Here is an 18,269-nt window from a genome sequence, read left to right as displayed (position 1 = left end):
CTCCCGGGCGGGGGTGCAGCGGGCTACACCCCCGGCCCGGGGGCCGTCCCTCCTCCGGGGACGGGCCCGCCCCCGTACCGTGGTGCGACATGAGCACCGCCCCCGCCCCGCTGACGACCGCGATCCGCAGATCCTGGCGGGCCTCGCGCTATCTGCTCATCGGCATCCCGGTCGCGCTCTGCGCCTACGTGGGCACGTTCCTGGTGGTGGCGGTGCTGCTCTTCGCCGCCGTGCTCATCGGGCTGCCCGCGCTGCCGGAGGCGGCGAAGGTGCTGCACCGCTGCGCGGAGTTCGAACGGCGCAGGGCCGCGGCGTACCTGGGCGTGCCGTGCCGCCCGATCGCCCCCGTCCCGTACGACGGCGGCGAACTCGGCGAGCGGGTGCGGCGGGTGCTCACCGATCCCGTCGTGCGCCGCGAGGCGCTGTGGCTGCCGTTCCAGGCGCTCGCGGGCAATCTCCTGGGCTACGCCACGATGGTGCTGTGGCCGGTGGGGCTGCTGGTCGACGGGGCCGTGCTGCCGGTGATGCGGCTGGTGGACCGCCGGGCCGCCGACGAGTACGGCACCGAGCCGCCCGAGCGGCTCGGTCTCGTGCTGCGCTGGCACCCCGTCCTCGCCCGGCTCGCGGCCGACTGGACCCGGGCCCTGCTCACCCCGCCGCAGTCCGCCGCGCTCGCCGAACGCGTCGCGGAACTGACGGAGAGCCGGGCCGGAGCGGTCGAGGCGCACGGCGCCGAACTCCGCCGCATCGAACGGGACCTGCACGACGGCGCTCAGGCCCGGATCGTCGCCCTCTCGATGCGCATCGGTCTGGCCAAACAGCTCCTGGACCGTGATCCGGCCGCCGCCCGGCAGCGCCTGGACGAGGCCCAGGACGGGGTCGACGCCGCACTCGCGGAGCTGCGGCACGTGGTGCGCGGCATCCATCCGCCGGTCCTCACCGACCGGGGACTCGCGGGCGCGGTACGGGCGCTGGCGGCCGACTGCGCGGTCCCGGTCGCCGTGGACCTCGACGGGATCGACGAGACGAACCGCCTGCCGGCCGCCGTCGAGGCCGCCGCCTACTTCGTCGTGGCCGAGGCGCTCACCAACATCGGCAAGCACAGCGGCGCCACGGCCGCGACCGTACGCATCCACCGGGCCCCCGACACGCTGTCCGTCGCCATCGGCGACGATGGACGCGGCGGCGCGGAGGAACGCGGCGGCAGCGGACTGGTCGGGATCAGACGGCGCATCGCCGCCCTGGACGGCACCACCCGCATCAGCAGCCCCCTCGGGGGGCCGACGGACATCGAGGTGGAACTGCCGTGCGGATCGTGATCGCCGAGGACAACGCCCTGCTGCGGGAGGGGCTGATCCTGCTCCTCACCAGCTCGGGCCACGAGGTCGTGGCCGACGCGGTGGCCGGCCCCGAGGTCCTGCCGGCGCTCCTGGAGCACCGCCCGGACGCCGCCGTCCTCGACGTGCGCCTGCCCCCGACCTTCCGCGACGAGGGGCTGCGCGCCGCCGTCGCCGCCCGTGAACAGCTGCCCGGACTGCCGATCCTGGTCCTCTCCCAGTACGTCGAGGAGACCTACGCGGCCGAACTCCTCGCCCGGGGCGCACAGGGCATCGGCTACCTCCTCAAGGACCGGGTGGGCCGGGTCGACGAGTTCCTGGAGGCCCTGGACCGGGTGGTGGCGGGCGGCACCGCGCTCGACCCCGAGGTGGTCGGCCAGCTCCTCAGCCGCAAGGCGTCCGCGCAGCCCCTCATGAGCCTCACCCCGCGCGAGCGCGAGGTCCTGGAACTGATGGCCCAGGGCAAGGCCAACGGCACCATCGCCGCCGAACTCGTCGTCACCGAACGGGCGGTCAGCAAGCACATCGGCTCCATCTTCGCCAAGCTCGGCCTGGAGGCCGACGACGGCTCCGTCCACCGCCGGGTCCTCGCCGTCCTCGCCTATCTGGAGGGCCGGACGTCCCACTGACGCCCGGGGCGCCACCGGACGGACGTGGGCCCGTCCGACAGGCCCTACTCCGCGCGCACCACCGGAATGCCCGGCGCGAAGGCGCCCACCGCCGCCGTCAGCGCGTCCCGGTCCAGCCGCCAGCCGTTCACCGGCCGCGAGGCCAGCACCACGTCCTCGGGCACATGCGGGACGAGGGCGCGCAGCGTGGCGCGCGCGAGTGTGCCCTGCCCCGGTCCGGGCGGCGGCGCGGCCCCCGGCCGGCAGGCGACCCCGACCCACTCCATGCCACTCCCCGGGACGTTCTGCCGCCAGAGCACCACCGCCGCGACGTCCTCCCACGGCACGCGCGCCGTCGTCGCCCGGTGGCGGACCGGCGACCCGCCCAGCAGCACCCCGTCCGCGTCCACCCGGAACGCGGCCTTGCGGCTCAGCGCGCCGTACGCCATCAGCAGCCCGCCCCCGCCGAACAGGACGATCCCCGCCCACCGCATCAGCGCCGACACGTCGAGCACGATCAGCAGCACCGTGAAGACGACGGCCACCGCGACCACCCCCAGCGTCCTGGGGTTCCAGCCGTACCTCGCTTCGTACACCCCGTGCGTTCCGTTCGCATTCATGGGGCGGAGCATGACAACCGGGGGCGGTCTTGTGAAGGGCGTACGCACCCGGCGCACCCGCCCCGCGCGCGACACTGTCCGGCATGGACCTCACCGAACCCGCCGCCCAGGACCGGCTCGTCGAACGCGCCCGCCGGCTCGCCCGTGCCGGCGAGCGGAGGGTGCTCGGCATCGCCGGGGCGCCCGGCGCCGGGAAGTCGACGCTCGCGGCCCGCGTCACCGAAGCGCTCGGACCGCTCGCGGTGCTCGTCCCGATGGACGGCTTCCACCTCGCCGGGGCCGAACTGGACCGCCTCGGCCGCGCCGACCGCAAGGGCGCCCCCGACACCTTCGACGCGGCCGGCTACACCGCGCTGCTCCGCCGGCTCCGCGCCCCCGAACCGGGCACCGTCGTCTACGCCCCCGCCTTCGACCGCGCCCTGGAGGAGCCGGTCGCCGGATCCGTCCCCGTACCCCCGGAGGTCCCGCTGGTCGTCACCGAGGGGAACTACCTGCTGTACGGGGAGGGGCCCTGGGCGCCGGTGCGGGACCTGCTCGACGAGGCCTGGTTCCTGGAGGCCGACGACGAGAGCCGGGTGCGCGGACTGGTCGAGCGGCACGTGCGGTGCGGCCGGTCCCGGCCGGCCGCCGAGCGGTGGGTGGCCCGCTCCGACGAGGCGAACGCCCGGCTGGTCGCCCCGGGACGCGCCCGCGCCGACCTCGTCGTACGCCGGGGCCGTGTCCGGAAGGCCCCGCCCGGCCCGTGAGGCTACGCACGCCCGCCCGCCGTCCGGCTCGCGGAGCGGAGCGCGGACGGGCAGGATACGGAGAGCCGTTCCGTGCCGCCAGGAGGTTCCGCATGCCCCGATCCGAAGCGCCCGCGCCGTTCACCGCAGACGACTACCGGGCCCGGATGGAGCGGGCCGCCGAGAGCGCCGCGGCCGCCGGACTGGCCGGCGTCCTCGTCGCCCCCGGCCCGGACCTCGTCTATCTGACCGGATACCGGCCCACCGCGATCACCGAACGCCTCACCGTGCTCGTCCTCGCCGCCGGGCAGGACCCGGTGCTCGTCGTGCCCACCCTGGAGGCCCCGGACGCGGAGCACGCCGCCGGCGCCCCCGCGCTGACCCTCCGCGACTGGACCGACGGCAAGGACCCCTACGCCGTGACCGCCCCGCTGCTCGACGCCCGGGGCCGCTTCGGGATCAGCGACAACGCCTGGGCGATGCATCTGCTGGGCCTCCAGCGGCAGTTGCCCGGCACCACCTACGCCTCGCTCACCGACGCGCTGCCCATGCTGCGCGCCGTGAAGGACGCCCACGAACTGGAGCGGATCGCCGCGGCCGGCGACGCCGCCGACGCCGCGTACGAGGAGATCCTCACGGTCCGCTTCGCCGGCCGCAAGGAGACCGAGGTCGCCGCCGACCTCGCCCGGCTGCTCACCGAGCACGGGCACTCCCAGGTCGACTTCACCGTCGTCGGCTCCGGGCCCAACGGCGCAAACCCGCACCACGAGGCGGGGGAGCGCACCATCGAACGCGGCGACATGGTCGTCCTCGACTTCGGCGGCCTCAAGCACGGCTACGGCTCCGACACCTCCCGCACCGTCCACGTCGGCGAACCCACCCCCGAGGAGCAGCGGGTCCACGACATCGTGCGCGAGGCCCAGGAGGCCGGCTGCGCGGCGGTGCGGCCCGGGGTCGCCTGCCAGGAGATCGACCGCGCGGCCCGTGCCGTCATCACCGAGTTCGGCTACGGGGAGCGCTTCATCCACCGCACCGGCCACGGCATCGGCGTCACCACCCATGAACCGCCGTACATGATCGAGGGCGAGGAGCAGCCGCTGGTGCCCGGCATGTGCTTCTCCGTGGAGCCCGGCATCTATCTGCCCGGCCGCTTCGGCGTCCGCATCGAGGACATCGTCACCGTCACCGAGGACGGCGGGCGCCGCCTCAACGCGACCGCCCGCGAACTGGCGATCGTCGAGTAGCGCCCGCCCCCTCCCCGTACGGCGTCAGAGGTCGGACAGCACCACGCAGGACTCCGCCGGCAGCCGCAGCGTCCCGTCCGCCCCGGGCGGGTCGACCGGCAGCCAGGCGGCCACCACCCGGCCCCCGCCGCCCAGCGGAATGGTTGCGGGCTTCTCACCGAGGTTCACCGCGATCCGCAGCTCGCCCCGGCGCAGCACCAGCCAGTGGGCGTCGTCGTCGTACGCCGTGCGCACCGCGCCCAGGTCCGGATCGCCGAGGTCCGGCAGGGCCCGGCGCAGCGCGATCAGCTCGCGGTACCAGGCGTGCAGCCGGGCGTGCGGTTCGCGCCCCGGCTCCTCCCAGTCGAGACAGGAGCGGTCGCGGGTGGCGGGGTCCTGCGGATCGGGGATCTCCTCCGCCGTCCAGCCGTGCGCCGCGAACTCCCGCCGCCGGCCGGTGCGCACGGCCTCGGCCAGCTCCGGATCGGTGTGGTCGGTGAAGAACTGCCAGGGCGTCCGGGCGCCCCACTCCTCGCCCATGAACAGCATCGGGGTGAAGGGGCCGGTCAGCACCAGCGCGGCGGCGCAGGCCAGCAGCCCGGGGGAGAGGGTCGCGGACAACCGGTCGCCGAGGGCCCGGTTGCCGATCTGGTCATGGGTCTGGGCGTAGCCGACGAAGCGGTGGGCGGGGACACGGGTCACGTCGACCGGGCGGCCGTGCCGGCGGCCCCGGAAGCCGGAGTACGTGCCGTCGTGGAAGAAGGCGTGCGTCACCGTCTTGGCGAGCCCGGCCAGCGGCGCCCGCGCGAAGTCCGCGTAGTAGCCCTGCGACTCGCCCGTCAGCGCGGTGTGCAGACCGTGGTGGAAGTCGTCGTTCCACTGCGCGTGCAGACCGAGACCGCCCTCCGCGCGCGGCGCCGTCGTCCTCGGATCGCAGAGATCGGACTCGGCGATCAGGGCGAGCGGCCGGCCCAGCTCCGCCGCGAGCGCGTCCGTGGCGGCGGACAGCTCCTCCAGGAACGTCAGCGCCCGGGTGTCGGCCAGCGCGTGCACGGCGTCCAGCCGCAGCCCGTCCAGCCGGTAGTCGCGCAGCCAGGCCAGCGCGCTGCCCCGCAGGAACGCCCGCACCTCGTCCGAGCCCGCCGCGTCCAGATTGACCGCGGCGCCCCACGGGGTGTGGTGCGTCTCGGTGAAGTACGGGCCGAACGCGGGCAGATGGTTCCCCGACGGCCCGAGGTGGTTGTGGACCACGTCCAGCACCACGGCGAGCCCCAGCCCGTGCGCCGTGTCGACAAAGCGCTTCAGCCCCTCGGGGCCGCCGTACGGTTCGTGCACGGCCCACAGCGACACCCCCTCGTACCCCCAGCCGTGGACCCCGGGGAACGGGCAGACCGGCATCAGCGAGACATGCGTGACGCCCAGTTCGGCCAGATGCCCCAGCCGGGCCGCCGCCGCGTCGAAGGTGCCCTCCCGGGTGTACGTACCGATGTGCAGCTCGTACAGCACGGCGCCCGGCAGCCCCCGCCCCGCCCAGTCGGACCGCCAGTCGAACGCCTCGTGGTCCACGACCGCGCTCTCTCCGTCCGGGCCGTCCGGCTGGCGGCGCGAACGCGGATCGGGGCGCACCGGGCCGCCGTCGAGCCGGAGGCCGTACCGGTCGCCGTCGGCGGCCTCCGCCTCCGCGGTCCACCAGCCCGCGCGCTCCGGATCGGGCCGCATCGTCCGCGCCTCACCGGCCAGCCGCAGAACGGCCGACTCCGCCTCCGGGGCCCAAACCTCGAACAACATGCGGCGCTCCCTCGTCTCCGTGTGCCGGCCCGCCGAAGCCCCGCTCACTTCTCCAGGACGCTGGATCGGGGACGTTACCGGCCGTTAGGGTCTGGTTCTGATCACTGCCCGGTCAGGTTGCCCTACTCACCTCGTACGGCTGTGGAGGCCGCGATGACTGTCCCGCCGTTCCCGCCCGGCTTCCTCTGGGGAGCCTCCGCCTCCGCCTTCCAGACGGAGGGCGCCGTCGACGCCGACGGCAAGGGCCCCTCCGGCTGGGACGCCTTCGCCGCCCAGCCCGGACGCATCAAGGACGGCACCGACACCACCCGCGGCACCGGCTTCCACCGGCACTACCGCGAGGACGTCGCCCTGCTCGCCGGGCTCGGTGCCGACGCCTTCCGCTTCTCGGTGAGCTGGCCGCGCGTGGTGCCCGGCGGCAGCGGGCCGGTCAACCCCCAGGGCCTCGACTTCTACGACCGCCTCGTCGACGAACTCTGCGCCCACGGCATCACCCCGGCCCCCACCCTCTACCACTGGGACACCCCGCTCCCGCTGGACGAGGCCGGCGGCTGGCTGGACCGGGACACCGCCTACCGCTTCGCCGAGTACGCCGGCATCGTCGCCGAACGGCTCGCCGACCGCGTCCCCATGTGGATCACCCTCAACGAGCCCGCCGAGGTGACCCTGCTCGGCTACGCGCTCGGCGAGCACGCCCCCGGCCGCACCCTCCTCTTCGACGCGCTCCCCGCCGCCCACCACCAGCTCCTCGCCCACGGACTGGCGGTCCGCGCCCTGCGCGCGGCGGGTGCCGACAACATCGGCATAGCGGTCTCGCACTCGCCGGTCTGGACGGCCGGCGACACCGACGAGGACCGCTTCGCCGCCGAGCTGTACGACACCCTCACCAACCGGCTGTTCGCCGACCCGCTCCTCACCGGGCGCTACCCGGACGAGAACGTCGCCGCGCTGATGCCGGGACCCGTCCAGGACGACCTGCGCACCATCTCCGCCCGGCTCGACTGGTACGGCGTCAACTACTACAACCCGACGCTGGTCGGCGCCCCCCGGCCGGACGCCCTCGACACCTTCGCCGGATTCGGCATGCCCGCCGAACTGCCCTTCGGCATCCGGGAGATCGAGGGCTACGAGAAGACGGACTTCGGCTGGCCCGTCGTCCCCGACGGACTGCGCGAGACCCTCGTCCAGCTGAAGGACCGCTACGGCGACCGGCTCCCGCCGCTCTACATCACGGAGAACGGCTGCGCCGTCGACGAACCCGCCAACGACACCCGCCGCATCGCCTTCCTCGACGGCCACCTCGGGGCGCTGCGCGAGGCCATCGACGCGGGCGTCGACGTACGCGGCTACTTCACCTGGTCGCTCACCGACAACATCGAGTGGACCGAGGGCGTCAGCAAGCGCTTCGGCCTGGTCCACATCGACTACGAGACGCTGCGCCGCACCCCGAAGGACTCCTACGCCTGGTACCGCGACGTCATCAAGGCGCAGCGCTCGGCGAGGTCATGAGCCTCCGTCAGTCGTCCCAGACCATGTCGAAGGCCCGCTCGAAGTTGACGTAGCCCAGCCGGGCGAAGGACCTCGCCATGGGGACGTTGCCGAGGTCGGTGGCCGCCCGGACCCGCTCCACCCCGTCCTGGGCGGCGAGCACCCGGGTGCCCTCGGCCAGCAGGTCGTCGATGTAGCCGTGACCGCGTCGTTCCGGCAGCACGCCGATGTACGCGATGATCGGGTTGTAGCTGTTGCGGGCCGGGATCACGAAGCCGACCGGGGAGCCGTCCGGGAGTTCCGCGATCCGCCACCACGTGCGCGGGGTGGTGTAGCCGGCCAGCTCCTCGTCGTAGTGCTTCTCCGCCGCCTCGCGGGGCGTCAGGCCCGAGGCCAGGTCCTGCTGCCCGTGGGCGTCCAGGGTGCCCTCCATGACCGGGGTCATCAGGGCGAGCAGGTCCTCCCGGCCGGTCACCTCGCGGAACCGCAGCCGGCCGGAGTCGGCCGGCACCGGCGTGCCCGCCCGCCACTCCAGCCGCAGCCGCTCCACCAGCATCCTGGCCCCGGTGCGCTCCATGACCCGGATCCGGGCCTCCACGACGTCACGGGCCGCCGGGTCCTCCCGCCAGTCCGGCGGCACGAAGCGCCCGTACTCCGGTCGCGGGGCGCCGGCCGGCACGACGGCGGCGGTCGCCGTCTCCACCAGCCGCAGCCCGGCCTCGCCCCGCTCCGGCTCCGGCAGCGTGTCGTCCAGATCGAAGAAGTCGAGCACCAGCGGCGCTGCACCGTCCCTGCTCCACCAGGCGATCCTCGCCACCACCCGGTCACCGCGCAGCGCCACCCACATCCACTCCGGACGGCGGCGGCCCGTCGAGAGATCGTCCGCGAGTTCGTGGTCGAGGACATAGGACAGCGAGCGGAACAGGCCGAGCTCCTCGGGCCCGGTGAGCGGACGGACGGTCAGATCGAGTGGTGCGTCGGGCACGTATCCCCCAGGGACGGAAAGGCGCGTCACGGCAGGTCGCCGCGCGGCACGGCGGCCGACCCTAGCAACGTCCGCCGACCGCCGCCGCTGGATATCCGTTGCCTACCGCCCAGGTCAGAGCCGCCGGGGAGGTCCGGGCGGGCGGATAACAGGGTTGTTCTGGACACCCCGGGGGCCTCGGCCCGACAATCGGTGCTGTGACGTCCTCCTTCGAGTCCCACACGTATCCCGTGCGGCTGTCCGACGCCCAGCGCGACCGTGTCCTCGGTGTGCTCAGGGAGGGCGCGGCCCAGGGCAGGCTCTCCCACGACACCTTCATGCGCCGCATGGAACTGGCGCTGCACGCGAGCCGCGTCGAGGAACTGGACGCGCTCACCGCCGATCTGGAGGGCGAGGGCCGCTGGTCGCGGCAGTTGGTCCGGGTCGTGGGCGGGATCTCCGGCTTCCCCGAGCGGGTGCGCCGGGCGTGGCGGGCGGAACGGCTGCCGAAGCTGCTGCTGCCGGCCCCGAGCCCGCATCCGCTGTTGATCGGCCGCGACCCCGGCAACGGACTGCGCCTCACCCACGAGACGGTCTCCCGGATGCACGCCGAACTCGTCGCGCACGGCGGCCGGTGGACCCTGCGCGACCTCGGCTCGACCAACGGCACCTGCGTCAACGGGCAGCGCGTCACCGGGACCGTGCCGGTGCGCGACGGCGACCAGGTGAGCTTCGGGCGGATGGCCTTCCGCCTCGCCGCACCCGCCCCGCGCCCGCCGGTCTGACCGCCGCCGCGCGTACCCACGGCCCCGCGCCCGTTCACGCCTGCTGGTGCAGGCCCCGGCCCGCCAGGGTCAGGAAGGCCTCGCCGACCGCCTCGGAGAGCGTCGGATGGGGGTGGACGTGGCGGGCCACGTCCGACGGCTCGGCGTCCCAGCCGACGATCAACTGGCTCTCGGCGACCATCTCCGAGACGTGCGGCCCGACCAGATGCACCCCGAGGACCCGCCCGCCCCGCTCCGCGACCACCTTCACCATGCCGCCCTGCCCGTGCACCAGCCCCTTGGCCACCGCCGTCAGCGGCATCGTGTTGACCACGACCTCGTGCCCCGCGTCCCGGGCCGCCGCCTCGGACAGGCCGACGGCCGCCGTCTGCGGCGAGGAGTACGTGACCCGGGGCACCGCCGCGTAGTCCACCGGCGCCGGACGCAGCCCCGCCAGCGTCTCGGCCACCACCATCCCCTCGGCGAACGAGGCGTGGGCCAGCCCGAGCGAGGGCGGCGGCAGCAGATCGCCCACCACATGGATGCCCGGCACCGGCGTCTCCAGCCGCGCCCAGTCGGCCGGTGCCACGTATCCGCGCCCGTCCGCGGCCAGCCCCGCGGCCGCCAGCCCCAGACCGTCCGTCACCGGGACCCGGCCCACCGCGACCAGCAGCCGCCGCGCCTCCACCGTCCGGCTCTCGCCGCGCGGGGTACGGACCGTGGCGCGCACCCCGTCCTCCAGCAGCGTCGTGTCCAGCAGCCGCGAACCCACCCGCACATCGATCCCGCGCCGCTTCAGCCCGCGCGTCAGATGGCGCGACACCTCGGCGTCCTCCAGCGGCACCAGCCGCTCCGCCGCCTCCACCAGGGTCACGCGCGCCCCCATCGACCGGTGCAGCGAGGCGTACTCGACGCCGATCGCCCCACCGCCCAGCACCAGGACCGAATCCGGCAGACCGGGTGCGAACAGGGCGTCGTCACTGGTCACCACGCGCCGCCCGTCGGCCGGCAGCCCCGGCAGCGTCCTCGGCCGAGACCCGGTGGCGAGCACGATCCCGCGCCGGGCGACGACCTCCCCGTACCCCTCGATCCGGACCCCGCGCGGTCCCGTCAACGCGGCGCTCCCACGGACCACTTCGACCCCCGCGTGCGCCAGATGACCGAGGACGCCCCGGTGGTTGCGGGCCACGATGTCGTCCCGGGTGGCGGTCAGCGCCGGCCAGTCCACGGAGTCCAGCACCGCCTTCACGCCCCACCGCTCACGGGCCTCCGCGATGCCGTCCACCAGCTCGGCCGCGTGCAGCATCGCCTTGCTGGGAACGCAGCCCCGGTGCAGACAGGTGCCGCCCACCTCGTCCCGCTCGGCCAGTACCACCTCCAGCCCCAGCGCCGCCGCCCTCAGCGCCGTCGAGTAGCCGCCCGTACCCCCGCCGACGACCACCACATCGGTCGCGCGCACCCGCTTCGTCCCTGTCATGTCCCCAGCCTCCGCCCGGCCCTTGCCATGAGTCCAAGGCAATGTTTGTGTGGTGGCCATGCACATCGTTCATGACGGGGAGCGGGGGAGCGGACGGTGAGCCTGCGTCAGATGGAGTACTTCGTCGCGGTCGTCGAGGAGGCCTCCTTCACCCGCGCCGCCGCACTCCTCCACGTCACCCAGCCCGCCCTCTCCCACCAGATCAAGGCGCTGGAACGGGAGGTGGGCGGCGCCCTGCTGGAACGGCTGCCCCGGGGCGTGCGGCCGACCCCGATGGGCCGCGCCTTCCTCCCGCACGCGGAACGCGCCGTACGCAGCGCCGCCCAGGCCGGGCGGGCGGCCCGCGCGGCGGCCGGGGCCGAGGGCGGCGAACTGCACATCGCCACCGTCCACGCCCTCGCCGTCGGCATCCTCCCCGACGTCTTCGCACGCTGGCGCGCGGCCCACCCCGGTGCCGCCCTGGTCCTGCACGAGTACGCCGCGACCGACGCGCTGGAGGAGCACGTCGAGCGCGGTACCGCCGACCTCGCCGTCGGCCCGCCGCCGCCCGGATGGCCCGGACCGGTCGTCCCGATCGGGGCCGAGGACATCGTCCTGGTCGTCCCCTTCGACGACCCGCTCGCCGGCCGGGCCTCGGTCCGCCTCGCCGAACTGGCCGGCCGGCCCTGGGTGCGCTGCGCCATGGAACCGGTCGTGCAGGGCCGCCCCTTCCTCGACCTGGCGTGCGCCCGCGCCGGATTCGAACCCCGCACCGCCGTGCGCACCGAGCACACCTCGACCGCCGTCCGCATGGCGGCGGCCGGTGTCGGCGTCGCGACGGCCCCCGCCCACATGGTGCGCGGCGCGGTCGGCGAGGACTGCGCGGTCCTCGCCGTCGACCCGCCCTGGTCACGGCCGCTCGCGGTGTTCTCCCGCGTCGAGCTGACCGGTGCGGCCGCCGCCTTCACCGAGCTCCTGCGCTCCACCCGCCCGCCGGAGCCCCCGCCCGCGACACTTCCCTGACCTGACCTGACCTGCCCCCGGCCCGTCACCCGGACGGCCGTACGCCGACTGCGACGGGACCGGCCGGGTGATCCCCTGAGGGGGACCGCGCCGCCCACCGGCGCGCCCGACACCCCGGGGGTACGCCATGCAGGCCGACGCGCCCGGAGAGATACCGGCCCCGACGCCTTCGCCCGAGCACCGCTCCGCCCGGCGACCGGCCGGGACCCGCCGCCGCCCCGGCGCCGGGCCCAGCCTCCTCGCACCGGGCGCCGCGCACGACCCGTACCGCCTCTACCGGGTGCTGCGCGAAAGGCACCCGCTGAGCTACGACGCCCCGCTGGGCGCCTGGCTGGTCAGCCGGTACGACGACGTGGCCGCCGCGCTCACCGACCCCCGCTTCGCCGGCTTCCCGCACGACGGGGCACCGCGCGGCGGACCGGCACCGCTCGGCCTCTGCCACGGGAGCTACCGCTGCCTGCCCCGCGACCGCTACGCCGTGGAGACCGGCACCGTGCCCCGGCCCGTCGCCGAACGCGTCGAGCGGACCGCCCATGTCCTCGCCCGCCGCATCGCCGGACGCGAACGGGCCGATCTGGTCGAGGAGTTCTGCCGCTGGCTGCCCGCCGGTTCGGGCGGCTTCGCCACGGTCCGGCTGCCCGGCGCACCGGCCGACGAGGGACCCTGCACCCGGCACACCGGACTGCGGGAGACCGCGCTCGCCTCGCTCCTCGCCAATCTGCTCGACGACCCCGACCTGCTGGCCGCCCTGCGCATCGAACCCGCGCTCGCCGGCCGGGCCTGGACCGAGTCGCTGCGCCGCGACCCGCCCGTCCAGGTCGTCCTGCGCCGCACCCTCACCGAGGTCACCCTCAGCGGCGGCACCCTCCCGGCCGGCGCCCCCGTCGCCTGCCTCCTGGGCTCCGCCGGGCGCGACCCGGAACGCTTCGCCGCCCCGGACGTCTTCGACCCCTTCCGCCGCGACCAGGACCGCGGCCTGCCCGGCCCGGCCGGCTGCCCCGCCGTGGCCCTCGGCCGCCTGGAGGCGGAGGAGGGGCTGCGCGCCCTCCTCGACGCGATGCCGGGCCTGCGCTGGGCGGAAGGCTTCCGCCCCGCCGCGACCGGCCTCCTCACCCGGGGGCCGCGCTCCCTGCTCGTACGGCCCTGAAGGGTTAGGGCGTGTGGTGAAAGTCCCGCCTGCTCGGCGACGCCTGGCACGCCCGCTCGCGGCGTTGTCGGGATCACCCCGATACATCCAGTATCGGGGCGACCCTCCGTCTTGCGATCGCACGCACCAGACGCCGCCGAGCCCGCCCTACGGGCGGACGGCGCTACTTTCACCACACGCCCTCGGCCGGACCGGCCGTCAGCCCTCCCCGTCCGCCCGGACACCCCGGACCAGCAGGGCCACCGGGCGCTCAGCGAACAGTTCTCCGGCGGCCACCGCGCCGCCGGAGAACTTCCGGCCCGGGGTCAGCAGATCGCTCCACACCCCGTCGTCCGGGAGCCTCAGCGCGGTGTCCCGCCAGCCGCCGGACTCCTCCAGCCGCAGCGACAGCCGGGTCACCGCCGTGACCACCTCGCCCGAGCGGCAGAACGCCAGGCAGTGCCCGGCCGCCGGGCCGGACGCGGCCAGCGGGGCGTACGTACCCGACTCACCGAACACCTCGGGCCGCTCCCGGCGAAGCCGCAGCACCGTCGTCGTCAGGGCGGCCTTGTCGTCGAGCGGCGCGCCGTCGCCGGGCGCGGCGAACGGGCGCCGGTTGTCCGGGTCGACGAGCGCCAGGTACTCCCGTTCGGTGCCCTGGTAGAGGTCCGGCACCCCGGGCATCGTCAGGTGCACCAGCGCCGCGCCCAGGACCTGGGCGCGCACATGCGGGGCGAGCGTGGCGGCGAAGCGTTCCAGGAGAGTCCTCGCCGGACCGGTGAGGGCGGCCGGCCCCGCGGCCACGAAGTCGGTCACCGCGCGCTCGTAGACCGGATCGGGTTCGGTCCAGCTGGTGAAGAGCCCCGACTCGCGCACCGCCTTCAGCAGGGCGGGCTCCAGCCGTGCCGCCCGCTCCCCGGCCGGCATCCCCACGCAGCCGAGCGCGGTCTGCCAGGCCTGCCAGGCCAGTTGCGGATCGGGGGCGGCGGGCGCGGTCCGGGTCAGCTCGGCGACCAGTTCCGCCCAGGCCCCGGGGCACTGCGCGAGCACCGCGATGCCCGCCCGGACGTCCGCGCTGCGCTTGGTGTCGTGGGTGGTCAGCACCGTGCCGGTGGCGGGCCAGTCGCGGGCCAGCCGGGCGCAGAAGGCGTGGAACTCGTCCGGCTCCACCGCCGGCCGCCCCGGATCGCCGCCCACTTCATTGGCCGCGGCCAGCGGCACGTACCGGTAGTACGCCGTGTCCTCGACGGCCTTGGCCCGCAGCGCCGACGCCGTCTGGGCGAAGCGGGCGCAGAACGCCGCGCGGTCCTTGCCGCCGCCGAGCCGGCCCAGCGCCAGCTCCCGCACCACGTCCACGGCCGCGGCCTCCTCCCGGACCGCGAAGGCCGCCTTGGCGTCGCTCACCGCCACCGCGTCGAGCGCCGCCTCCGCCGTCAGGGTGCACGGCCCGCCCGCCGTGGCGTACGGCCGGTAGACCGGCACCCGGACCAGCAGTTCGCGCACCGCGGTGTGCAGGGCCCAGGGGGCGTGGTCGCGCAGGGCGGGGTCGGTGTCGCAGATCCGCGCGGCCAGCCGGGCCAGCAGCCCGGTCTCGGCGGCCAGCTCGTGCGTGACCACCCGGTACGCGGCCCGGCGCACGGTCCCCGTCCAGTAGCCGCCCCGGTCCCCGGCCGGGGACGCGTGGTTCCGGTAGCCGCCCAGCAGCGCGGCCGCGCCCTCGGAGTCGGTGAACAGACCGTCGATCCGGTGCAGCGCGTCGTAGCCCGTCGTCCCCGCGACCGCCCAGTTGGCGGGGAGCGGTTCGTCCCCGGTGAGGATCTTCTCCACCACCGTCCACACCCCGCCGCCCGCCTCGGAGAGCCGTTCCAGATAGCCGGCCGGGTCGGCGAGCCCGTCCGGGTGGTCGATCCTCAGCCCGTCCACGACCCCGTCCCGGACCAGTTCCAGGATCTTGACGTGGGTCGCCTCGAACACCTCGGGGTCCTCGACGCGCACGCCGATCAGCTCGGAGACGGTGAAGAACCGCCGGTAGTTCAGCTCGGTACGGGCCAGCCGCCACCAGCCGAGCCGGTAGTGCTGGGCGTCCAGCAGCTCGGGCAGGGCGAGGTGCGCGGTGCCGGCCCGGAGCGGGAACTCCTGCTCCCCGTAGCGCAGCACCTCACCGTCCACCCGCATCCGCTGCCGCTCCTCGGTGAGCCGTCCGGCGAGGACGGGGAGCAGGACGCGTCCGCCGCCCGCCGCCCAGTCGATGTCGAACCAGCGGGCGTACGGGGAGCCGGGGCCCTCGCGCAGCACCTCCCGCAGGGCGTGGTTGTGCCGGGGGTCGGCGGCCATGTGGTTCGGCACGATGTCCAGGACGAGGCCGAGACCGTGCTCCCGCGCGGTGCGGGCGAGCCGCCGCAGCCCCTCCTCGCCGCCCAGCTCGGCGCGGACCCGGCCGTGGTCGACGACGTCGTAGCCGTGCCGGGAGCCGGGGACGGCCTCCAGGACCGGGGACAGATGCAGATGGGAGACGCCGAGCGAGGCGAGGTACGGGACGGCGGCCTCGGCGGCCGGGAACGGGAACTCCGGCTGGAGCTGGAGCCGGTAGGTGGCGGAAGGCGTCATGGGGCGTTCGTACCCAGATCCGGGCGGCCTGTGTCACGACGGCGCGCACAAGGCCCCGACCGGCGGTCCCGCGCGCCCCGTCCCCTGCCGCCCCGTTCCTACGCGGGACGCTGGAGCACCACCATGCTGCGGCCCACCAGCGTCACCCGATCGCCCGCCGCCACCTTGGGGCCGGAGCCGGTGAGGACCCCCACCGGGCGGGCCGTGTCGACGACCTTGTGCCACTGCCGGCCGTGGTTGACCGGCACGGCGAAGTCCAGGGTCTCCGCGCTCGCGTTGAACATCAGCAGGAAGGAGTCGTCGGAGATGCGCTCGCCGCGCGGACCGGGCTCCGAGATGGCGTGCCCGTTCAGGAAGACGGTCAGCGCCTTGGCGTGCGCCGCCTGCCAGTCCCGCTGCGTCATCTCCTCGCCCTCAGGAGTGAACCAGGCGATGTCCGAGAGCTCGTCGTGCGTGCCCTCCACCGGCCGTCCGTGGAAGAAGCGCCGGCGCCGGAAGACCGGGTGGTCGCGGCGGAGCCACACCATGGCGCGGGTGAAGTCCAGCAGACTGCTGCCGGGCACGGCCCCGGTGCCGCCGTCCTCCCCGTCACCGTCGGATCCCGCCGCCGCGGACGGTTCCGGCCAGTGCACCCAGGACAGCTCGCTGTCCTGGCAGTAGGCGTTGTTGTTGCCCCGCTGGGTGCGGCCGAACTCGTCGCCGTGGCTGAGCATCGGCACGCCCTGGGACAGCATCAGCGTGGCCACGAAGTTGCGCATCTGACGCTCGCGCAGCTCCAGCACCTCGGGCCGGTCCGTCTCGCCCTCCGCGCCGCAGTTCCACGACCGGTTGTGGCTCTCGCCGTCCCGGTTGCCCTCCCCGTTGGCCTCGTTGTGCTTGTCGTTGTACGCGACCAGGTCGTGCAGGGTGAAACCGTCGTGGCAGGTGGTGAAGTTGATCGAGGCGAGCGGCCGCCGCCCGTCGTCCTGGTACAGGTCCGAGGAACCGGTCAGCCGGCCGGCGAACTCGGCGAGGGTGCGCGGCTCGCCGCGCCACAGGTCGCGCACCGTGTCGCGGTACTTGCCGTTCCACTCGGTCCACAGCGGCGGGAAGTTCCCCACCTGGTAGCCGCCCTCGCCGACGTCCCACGGTTCGGCGATCAGCTTCACCTGGCTGACCACCGGATCCTGCTGCACCAGGTCGAAGAACGAGGACAGCCGGTCCACCTCGTGGAACTGCCGGGCCAGCGTGGCCGCCAGATCGAAGCGGAACCCGTCCACATGCATCTCGGTCACCCAGTAGCGCAACGAGTCCATGATCAGCTGGAGCACGTGCGGGGAGCGCATCAGCAGGGAGTTCCCGGTCCCCGTGGTGTCCGTGTAGTAGCGCGGGTCGTCGGCGAGCCGGTAGTACGAGGCGTTGTCCAGACCCCGGAAGGAGAGCGTCGGACCCAGGTGGTTGCCCTCGGCCGTGTGGTTGTAGACCACGTCGAGGATCACCTCGATCCCCGCCTGGTGCAGGGCCCGCACCGCCTGCTTGAACTCCAGCACCTGTTCGCCCCGGTCGCCCCAGGAGGCGTACGCGTTGTGGGGGGCGAAGAAGCCGATGGTGTTGTAGCCCCAGTAGTTGGCGAGCCCGGCGTCCGCCAGCCGGTGGTCCTGGACGAACTGGTGCACCGGCATCAGCTCGATCGCCGTCACCCCCAGCTCGGTCAGATGCGCGATGACCTCCGGATGCGCCAGCCCCGCGTACGTACCGCGCAGTTCCTTCGGCAGCCCCGGATGGAGCATCGTCAGACCCTTCACATGGGCCTCGTAGATCACCGTGCGGTGGTAGTCCGTCCGCGGCCGGCGGTCGTCGCCCCAGTCGAAGTACGGATTGACCACGACCGAGGTCATCGTGTGCGGGGCCGAGTCCAGGTCGTTGCGGGCGTCGGGCCGTCCGAAGGGGTAGCCGTAGACCGCCTCGCCCCAGTCGATCCGCCCGGCGACCGCGCGCGCGTACGGGTCGAGCAGCAGCTTGGCGGAGTTGCAGCGCGCGCCGCGCTGCGGTTCGTACGGGCCGTGCACCCGGAACCCGTAGCGCTGACCGGGCATCACCCCGGGCAGATAGGCGTGGCGGACGAACGCGTCGGTCTCCCTCAGCTCCACCGCGGTCTCGGAACCGTCGTCGTGCAGCAGGCACAGCTCGATTCGGTGGGCGGCCTCCGAGAAGACCGCGAAGTTGGTGCCGGCGCCGTCGTACGTGGCACCGAGCGGGTACGCCTGTCCCGGCCAGACCTGCATGGATTCGACTCTTCCCGTTCTGATGCGGTTGCCTGGGGATTGCGGGCTCCTGGGGCAGATCTTCCCCGAAAGAGGGGCCCGTACCTAGGACCGCCCGGCGAACGGGGGACGGCGTCGCCCGGTCCGGTCAACTTCGCTCCCCTCCGTGTCGCCCGGAACCGGAATCCGTCGGCCCGGGACGGGCCGAAGACCGGAACCAGGCCCGTGATGGGGTGTTTAATCCCTATGAATCCGCTCACTCCGCCCGAACCCGTCCATGAGAACAGGCTTGATCCA

General features: G+C 74.5%; 14 protein-coding genes. 8 read left to right on the top strand and 6 right to left on the bottom strand.

All coding sequences use genetic code 11. The annotated features are described in order from the left end of the window. The first annotated feature begins 89 nt into the window (after positions 1 to 89). Complete coding sequence (locus ACFVDM_RS20975) at positions 90 to 1,319, top strand: sensor histidine kinase (protein ID WP_383641876.1); 1,230 nt, start codon at positions 90 to 92, stop codon at positions 1,317 to 1,319. Beyond that, positions 1,307 to 1,966, top strand: coding sequence for a LuxR C-terminal-related transcriptional regulator (locus ACFVDM_RS20970; RefSeq protein WP_383641874.1), 660 nt, complete (start codon positions 1,307 to 1,309; stop codon positions 1,964 to 1,966). Before ACFVDM_RS20975 ends, ACFVDM_RS20970 begins: the two co-directional genes overlap by 13 nt. A 44-nt stretch (positions 1,967 to 2,010) precedes the next feature. On the opposite strand, the gene ACFVDM_RS20965 is transcribed toward ACFVDM_RS20970, so the two are convergent. Further along, the gene (locus tag ACFVDM_RS20965; protein WP_383641871.1) at positions 2,011 to 2,565 is read right to left on the bottom strand and encodes a hypothetical protein; all 555 of its coding nucleotides are present in this window, start codon (positions 2,563 to 2,565) and stop codon (positions 2,011 to 2,013) included. An 83-nt stretch (positions 2,566 to 2,648) separates the two neighbouring features. Between ACFVDM_RS20965 and ACFVDM_RS20960 the strand changes: the two genes are divergently transcribed. Together ACFVDM_RS20960 and ACFVDM_RS20955 are read left to right on the top strand one after the other, a co-directional pair. After that, positions 2,649 to 3,311, top strand: coding sequence for a nucleoside/nucleotide kinase family protein (locus ACFVDM_RS20960; protein ID WP_383641868.1), 663 nt, complete (start codon positions 2,649 to 2,651; stop codon positions 3,309 to 3,311). A 92-nt stretch (positions 3,312 to 3,403) separates the two neighbouring features. Beyond that, entirely contained in the window at positions 3,404 to 4,534 is a 1,131-nt protein-coding gene (locus ACFVDM_RS20955) for a M24 family metallopeptidase (RefSeq protein ID WP_383641865.1), read from the top strand. A gap of 24 nt (positions 4,535 to 4,558) precedes the next feature. Here the strand turns inward: ACFVDM_RS20955 and treZ are convergent, their stop codons facing one another. Further along, positions 4,559 to 6,301 carry a malto-oligosyltrehalose trehalohydrolase gene (treZ, locus tag ACFVDM_RS20950; protein ID WP_383641862.1) on the bottom strand — a complete coding sequence of 581 codons (1,743 nt, stop codon included), beginning with the start codon at positions 6,299 to 6,301 and terminating at the stop codon, positions 4,559 to 4,561. Positions 6,302 to 6,454: 153 nt separating this feature from the next. Between treZ and ACFVDM_RS20945 the strand changes: the two genes are divergently transcribed. Continuing rightward, positions 6,455 to 7,810 (top strand): GH1 family beta-glucosidase, encoded by a 1,356-nt coding sequence (locus ACFVDM_RS20945; protein WP_383641859.1) that lies wholly within the window; start codon positions 6,455 to 6,457, stop codon positions 7,808 to 7,810. 7 nt (positions 7,811 to 7,817) lie between these two features. Here the strand turns inward: ACFVDM_RS20945 and ACFVDM_RS20940 are convergent, their stop codons facing one another. After that, positions 7,818 to 8,774, bottom strand: coding sequence for a GNAT family N-acetyltransferase (locus ACFVDM_RS20940; protein ID WP_383641855.1), 957 nt, complete (start codon positions 8,772 to 8,774; stop codon positions 7,818 to 7,820). Positions 8,775 to 8,971: 197 nt separating this feature from the next. Here ACFVDM_RS20940 and ACFVDM_RS20935 point away from each other — a divergent pair, with 197 nt between their 5' ends. Continuing rightward, positions 8,972 to 9,538 carry an FHA domain-containing protein gene (locus ACFVDM_RS20935; protein WP_383641852.1) on the top strand — a complete coding sequence of 189 codons (567 nt, stop codon included), beginning with the start codon at positions 8,972 to 8,974 and terminating at the stop codon, positions 9,536 to 9,538. A 34-nt stretch (positions 9,539 to 9,572) separates the two neighbouring features. On the opposite strand, the gene ACFVDM_RS20930 is transcribed toward ACFVDM_RS20935, so the two are convergent. Then, a complete protein-coding gene (locus ACFVDM_RS20930; RefSeq protein ID WP_383641849.1) occupies positions 9,573 to 10,994 on the bottom strand; it encodes an FAD-dependent oxidoreductase in 1,422 nt (473 codons plus the stop codon). 111 nt (positions 10,995 to 11,105) lie between these two features. Between ACFVDM_RS20930 and ACFVDM_RS20925 the strand changes: the two genes are divergently transcribed. Both ACFVDM_RS20925 and ACFVDM_RS20920 read left to right on the top strand, forming a co-directional pair. After that, positions 11,106 to 11,996, top strand: a complete 891-nt coding sequence (locus tag ACFVDM_RS20925; RefSeq protein WP_383642434.1) for a LysR family transcriptional regulator — start codon at positions 11,106 to 11,108, stop codon at positions 11,994 to 11,996. 127 nt (positions 11,997 to 12,123) lie between these two features. Continuing rightward, entirely contained in the window at positions 12,124 to 13,143 is a 1,020-nt protein-coding gene (locus ACFVDM_RS20920) for a cytochrome P450 (RefSeq protein WP_383641846.1), read from the top strand. A 198-nt stretch (positions 13,144 to 13,341) separates the two neighbouring features. Here the strand turns inward: ACFVDM_RS20920 and treY are convergent, their stop codons facing one another. Both treY and glgX read right to left on the bottom strand, forming a co-directional pair. Then, positions 13,342 to 15,729, bottom strand: coding sequence for a malto-oligosyltrehalose synthase (gene treY, locus ACFVDM_RS20915; protein ID WP_383641843.1), 2,388 nt, complete (start codon positions 15,727 to 15,729; stop codon positions 13,342 to 13,344). Between the two features lie 98 nt (positions 15,730 to 15,827). After that, positions 15,828 to 17,993 carry a glycogen debranching protein GlgX gene (gene glgX, locus ACFVDM_RS20910; RefSeq protein WP_383641840.1) on the bottom strand — a complete coding sequence of 722 codons (2,166 nt, stop codon included), beginning with the start codon at positions 17,991 to 17,993 and terminating at the stop codon, positions 15,828 to 15,830. Positions 17,994 to 18,269 lie beyond the last annotated feature (276 nt).

The sequence above is a fragment of the Streptomyces sp. NPDC057682 genome, from assembly GCF_042799575.1.
GTDB lineage: Bacteria > Actinomycetota > Actinomycetes > Streptomycetales > Streptomycetaceae > Streptomyces.
The sequence above is the reverse complement of the archived record's forward strand: the minus strand, read 5'-3'. Positions and strand labels throughout refer to the sequence as shown.

What these genes read in the sequence shown, in the direction of transcription:
- ACFVDM_RS20955 (WP_383641865.1), top strand. Translation starts at nt 3,404, where the DNA reads ATGCCCCGATCCGAAGCGCCCGCGCCGTTCACCGCAGACGACTACCGG.
- ACFVDM_RS20945 (WP_383641859.1), top strand. Translation starts at nt 6,455, where the DNA reads ATGACTGTCCCGCCGTTCCCGCCCGGCTTCCTCTGGGGAGCCTCCGCC.
- glgX (WP_383641840.1), bottom strand. Translation starts at nt 17,993, where the DNA reads ATGCAGGTCTGGCCGGGACAGGCGTACCCGCTCGGTGCCACGTACGAC.
- ACFVDM_RS20975 (WP_383641876.1), top strand. Translation starts at nt 90, where the DNA reads ATGAGCACCGCCCCCGCCCCGCTGACGACCGCGATCCGCAGATCCTGG.
- treZ (WP_383641862.1), bottom strand. Translation starts at nt 6,301, where the DNA reads ATGTTGTTCGAGGTTTGGGCCCCGGAGGCGGAGTCGGCCGTTCTGCGG.
- ACFVDM_RS20965 (WP_383641871.1), bottom strand. Translation starts at nt 2,565, where the DNA reads ATGAATGCGAACGGAACGCACGGGGTGTACGAAGCGAGGTACGGCTGG.
- ACFVDM_RS20920 (WP_383641846.1), top strand. Translation starts at nt 12,124, where the DNA reads ATGCAGGCCGACGCGCCCGGAGAGATACCGGCCCCGACGCCTTCGCCC.
- treY (WP_383641843.1), bottom strand. Translation starts at nt 15,729, where the DNA reads ATGACGCCTTCCGCCACCTACCGGCTCCAGCTCCAGCCGGAGTTCCCG.
- ACFVDM_RS20930 (WP_383641849.1), bottom strand. Translation starts at nt 10,994, where the DNA reads ATGACAGGGACGAAGCGGGTGCGCGCGACCGATGTGGTGGTCGTCGGC.
- ACFVDM_RS20925 (WP_383642434.1), top strand. Translation starts at nt 11,106, where the DNA reads ATGGAGTACTTCGTCGCGGTCGTCGAGGAGGCCTCCTTCACCCGCGCC.
- ACFVDM_RS20960 (WP_383641868.1), top strand. Translation starts at nt 2,649, where the DNA reads ATGGACCTCACCGAACCCGCCGCCCAGGACCGGCTCGTCGAACGCGCC.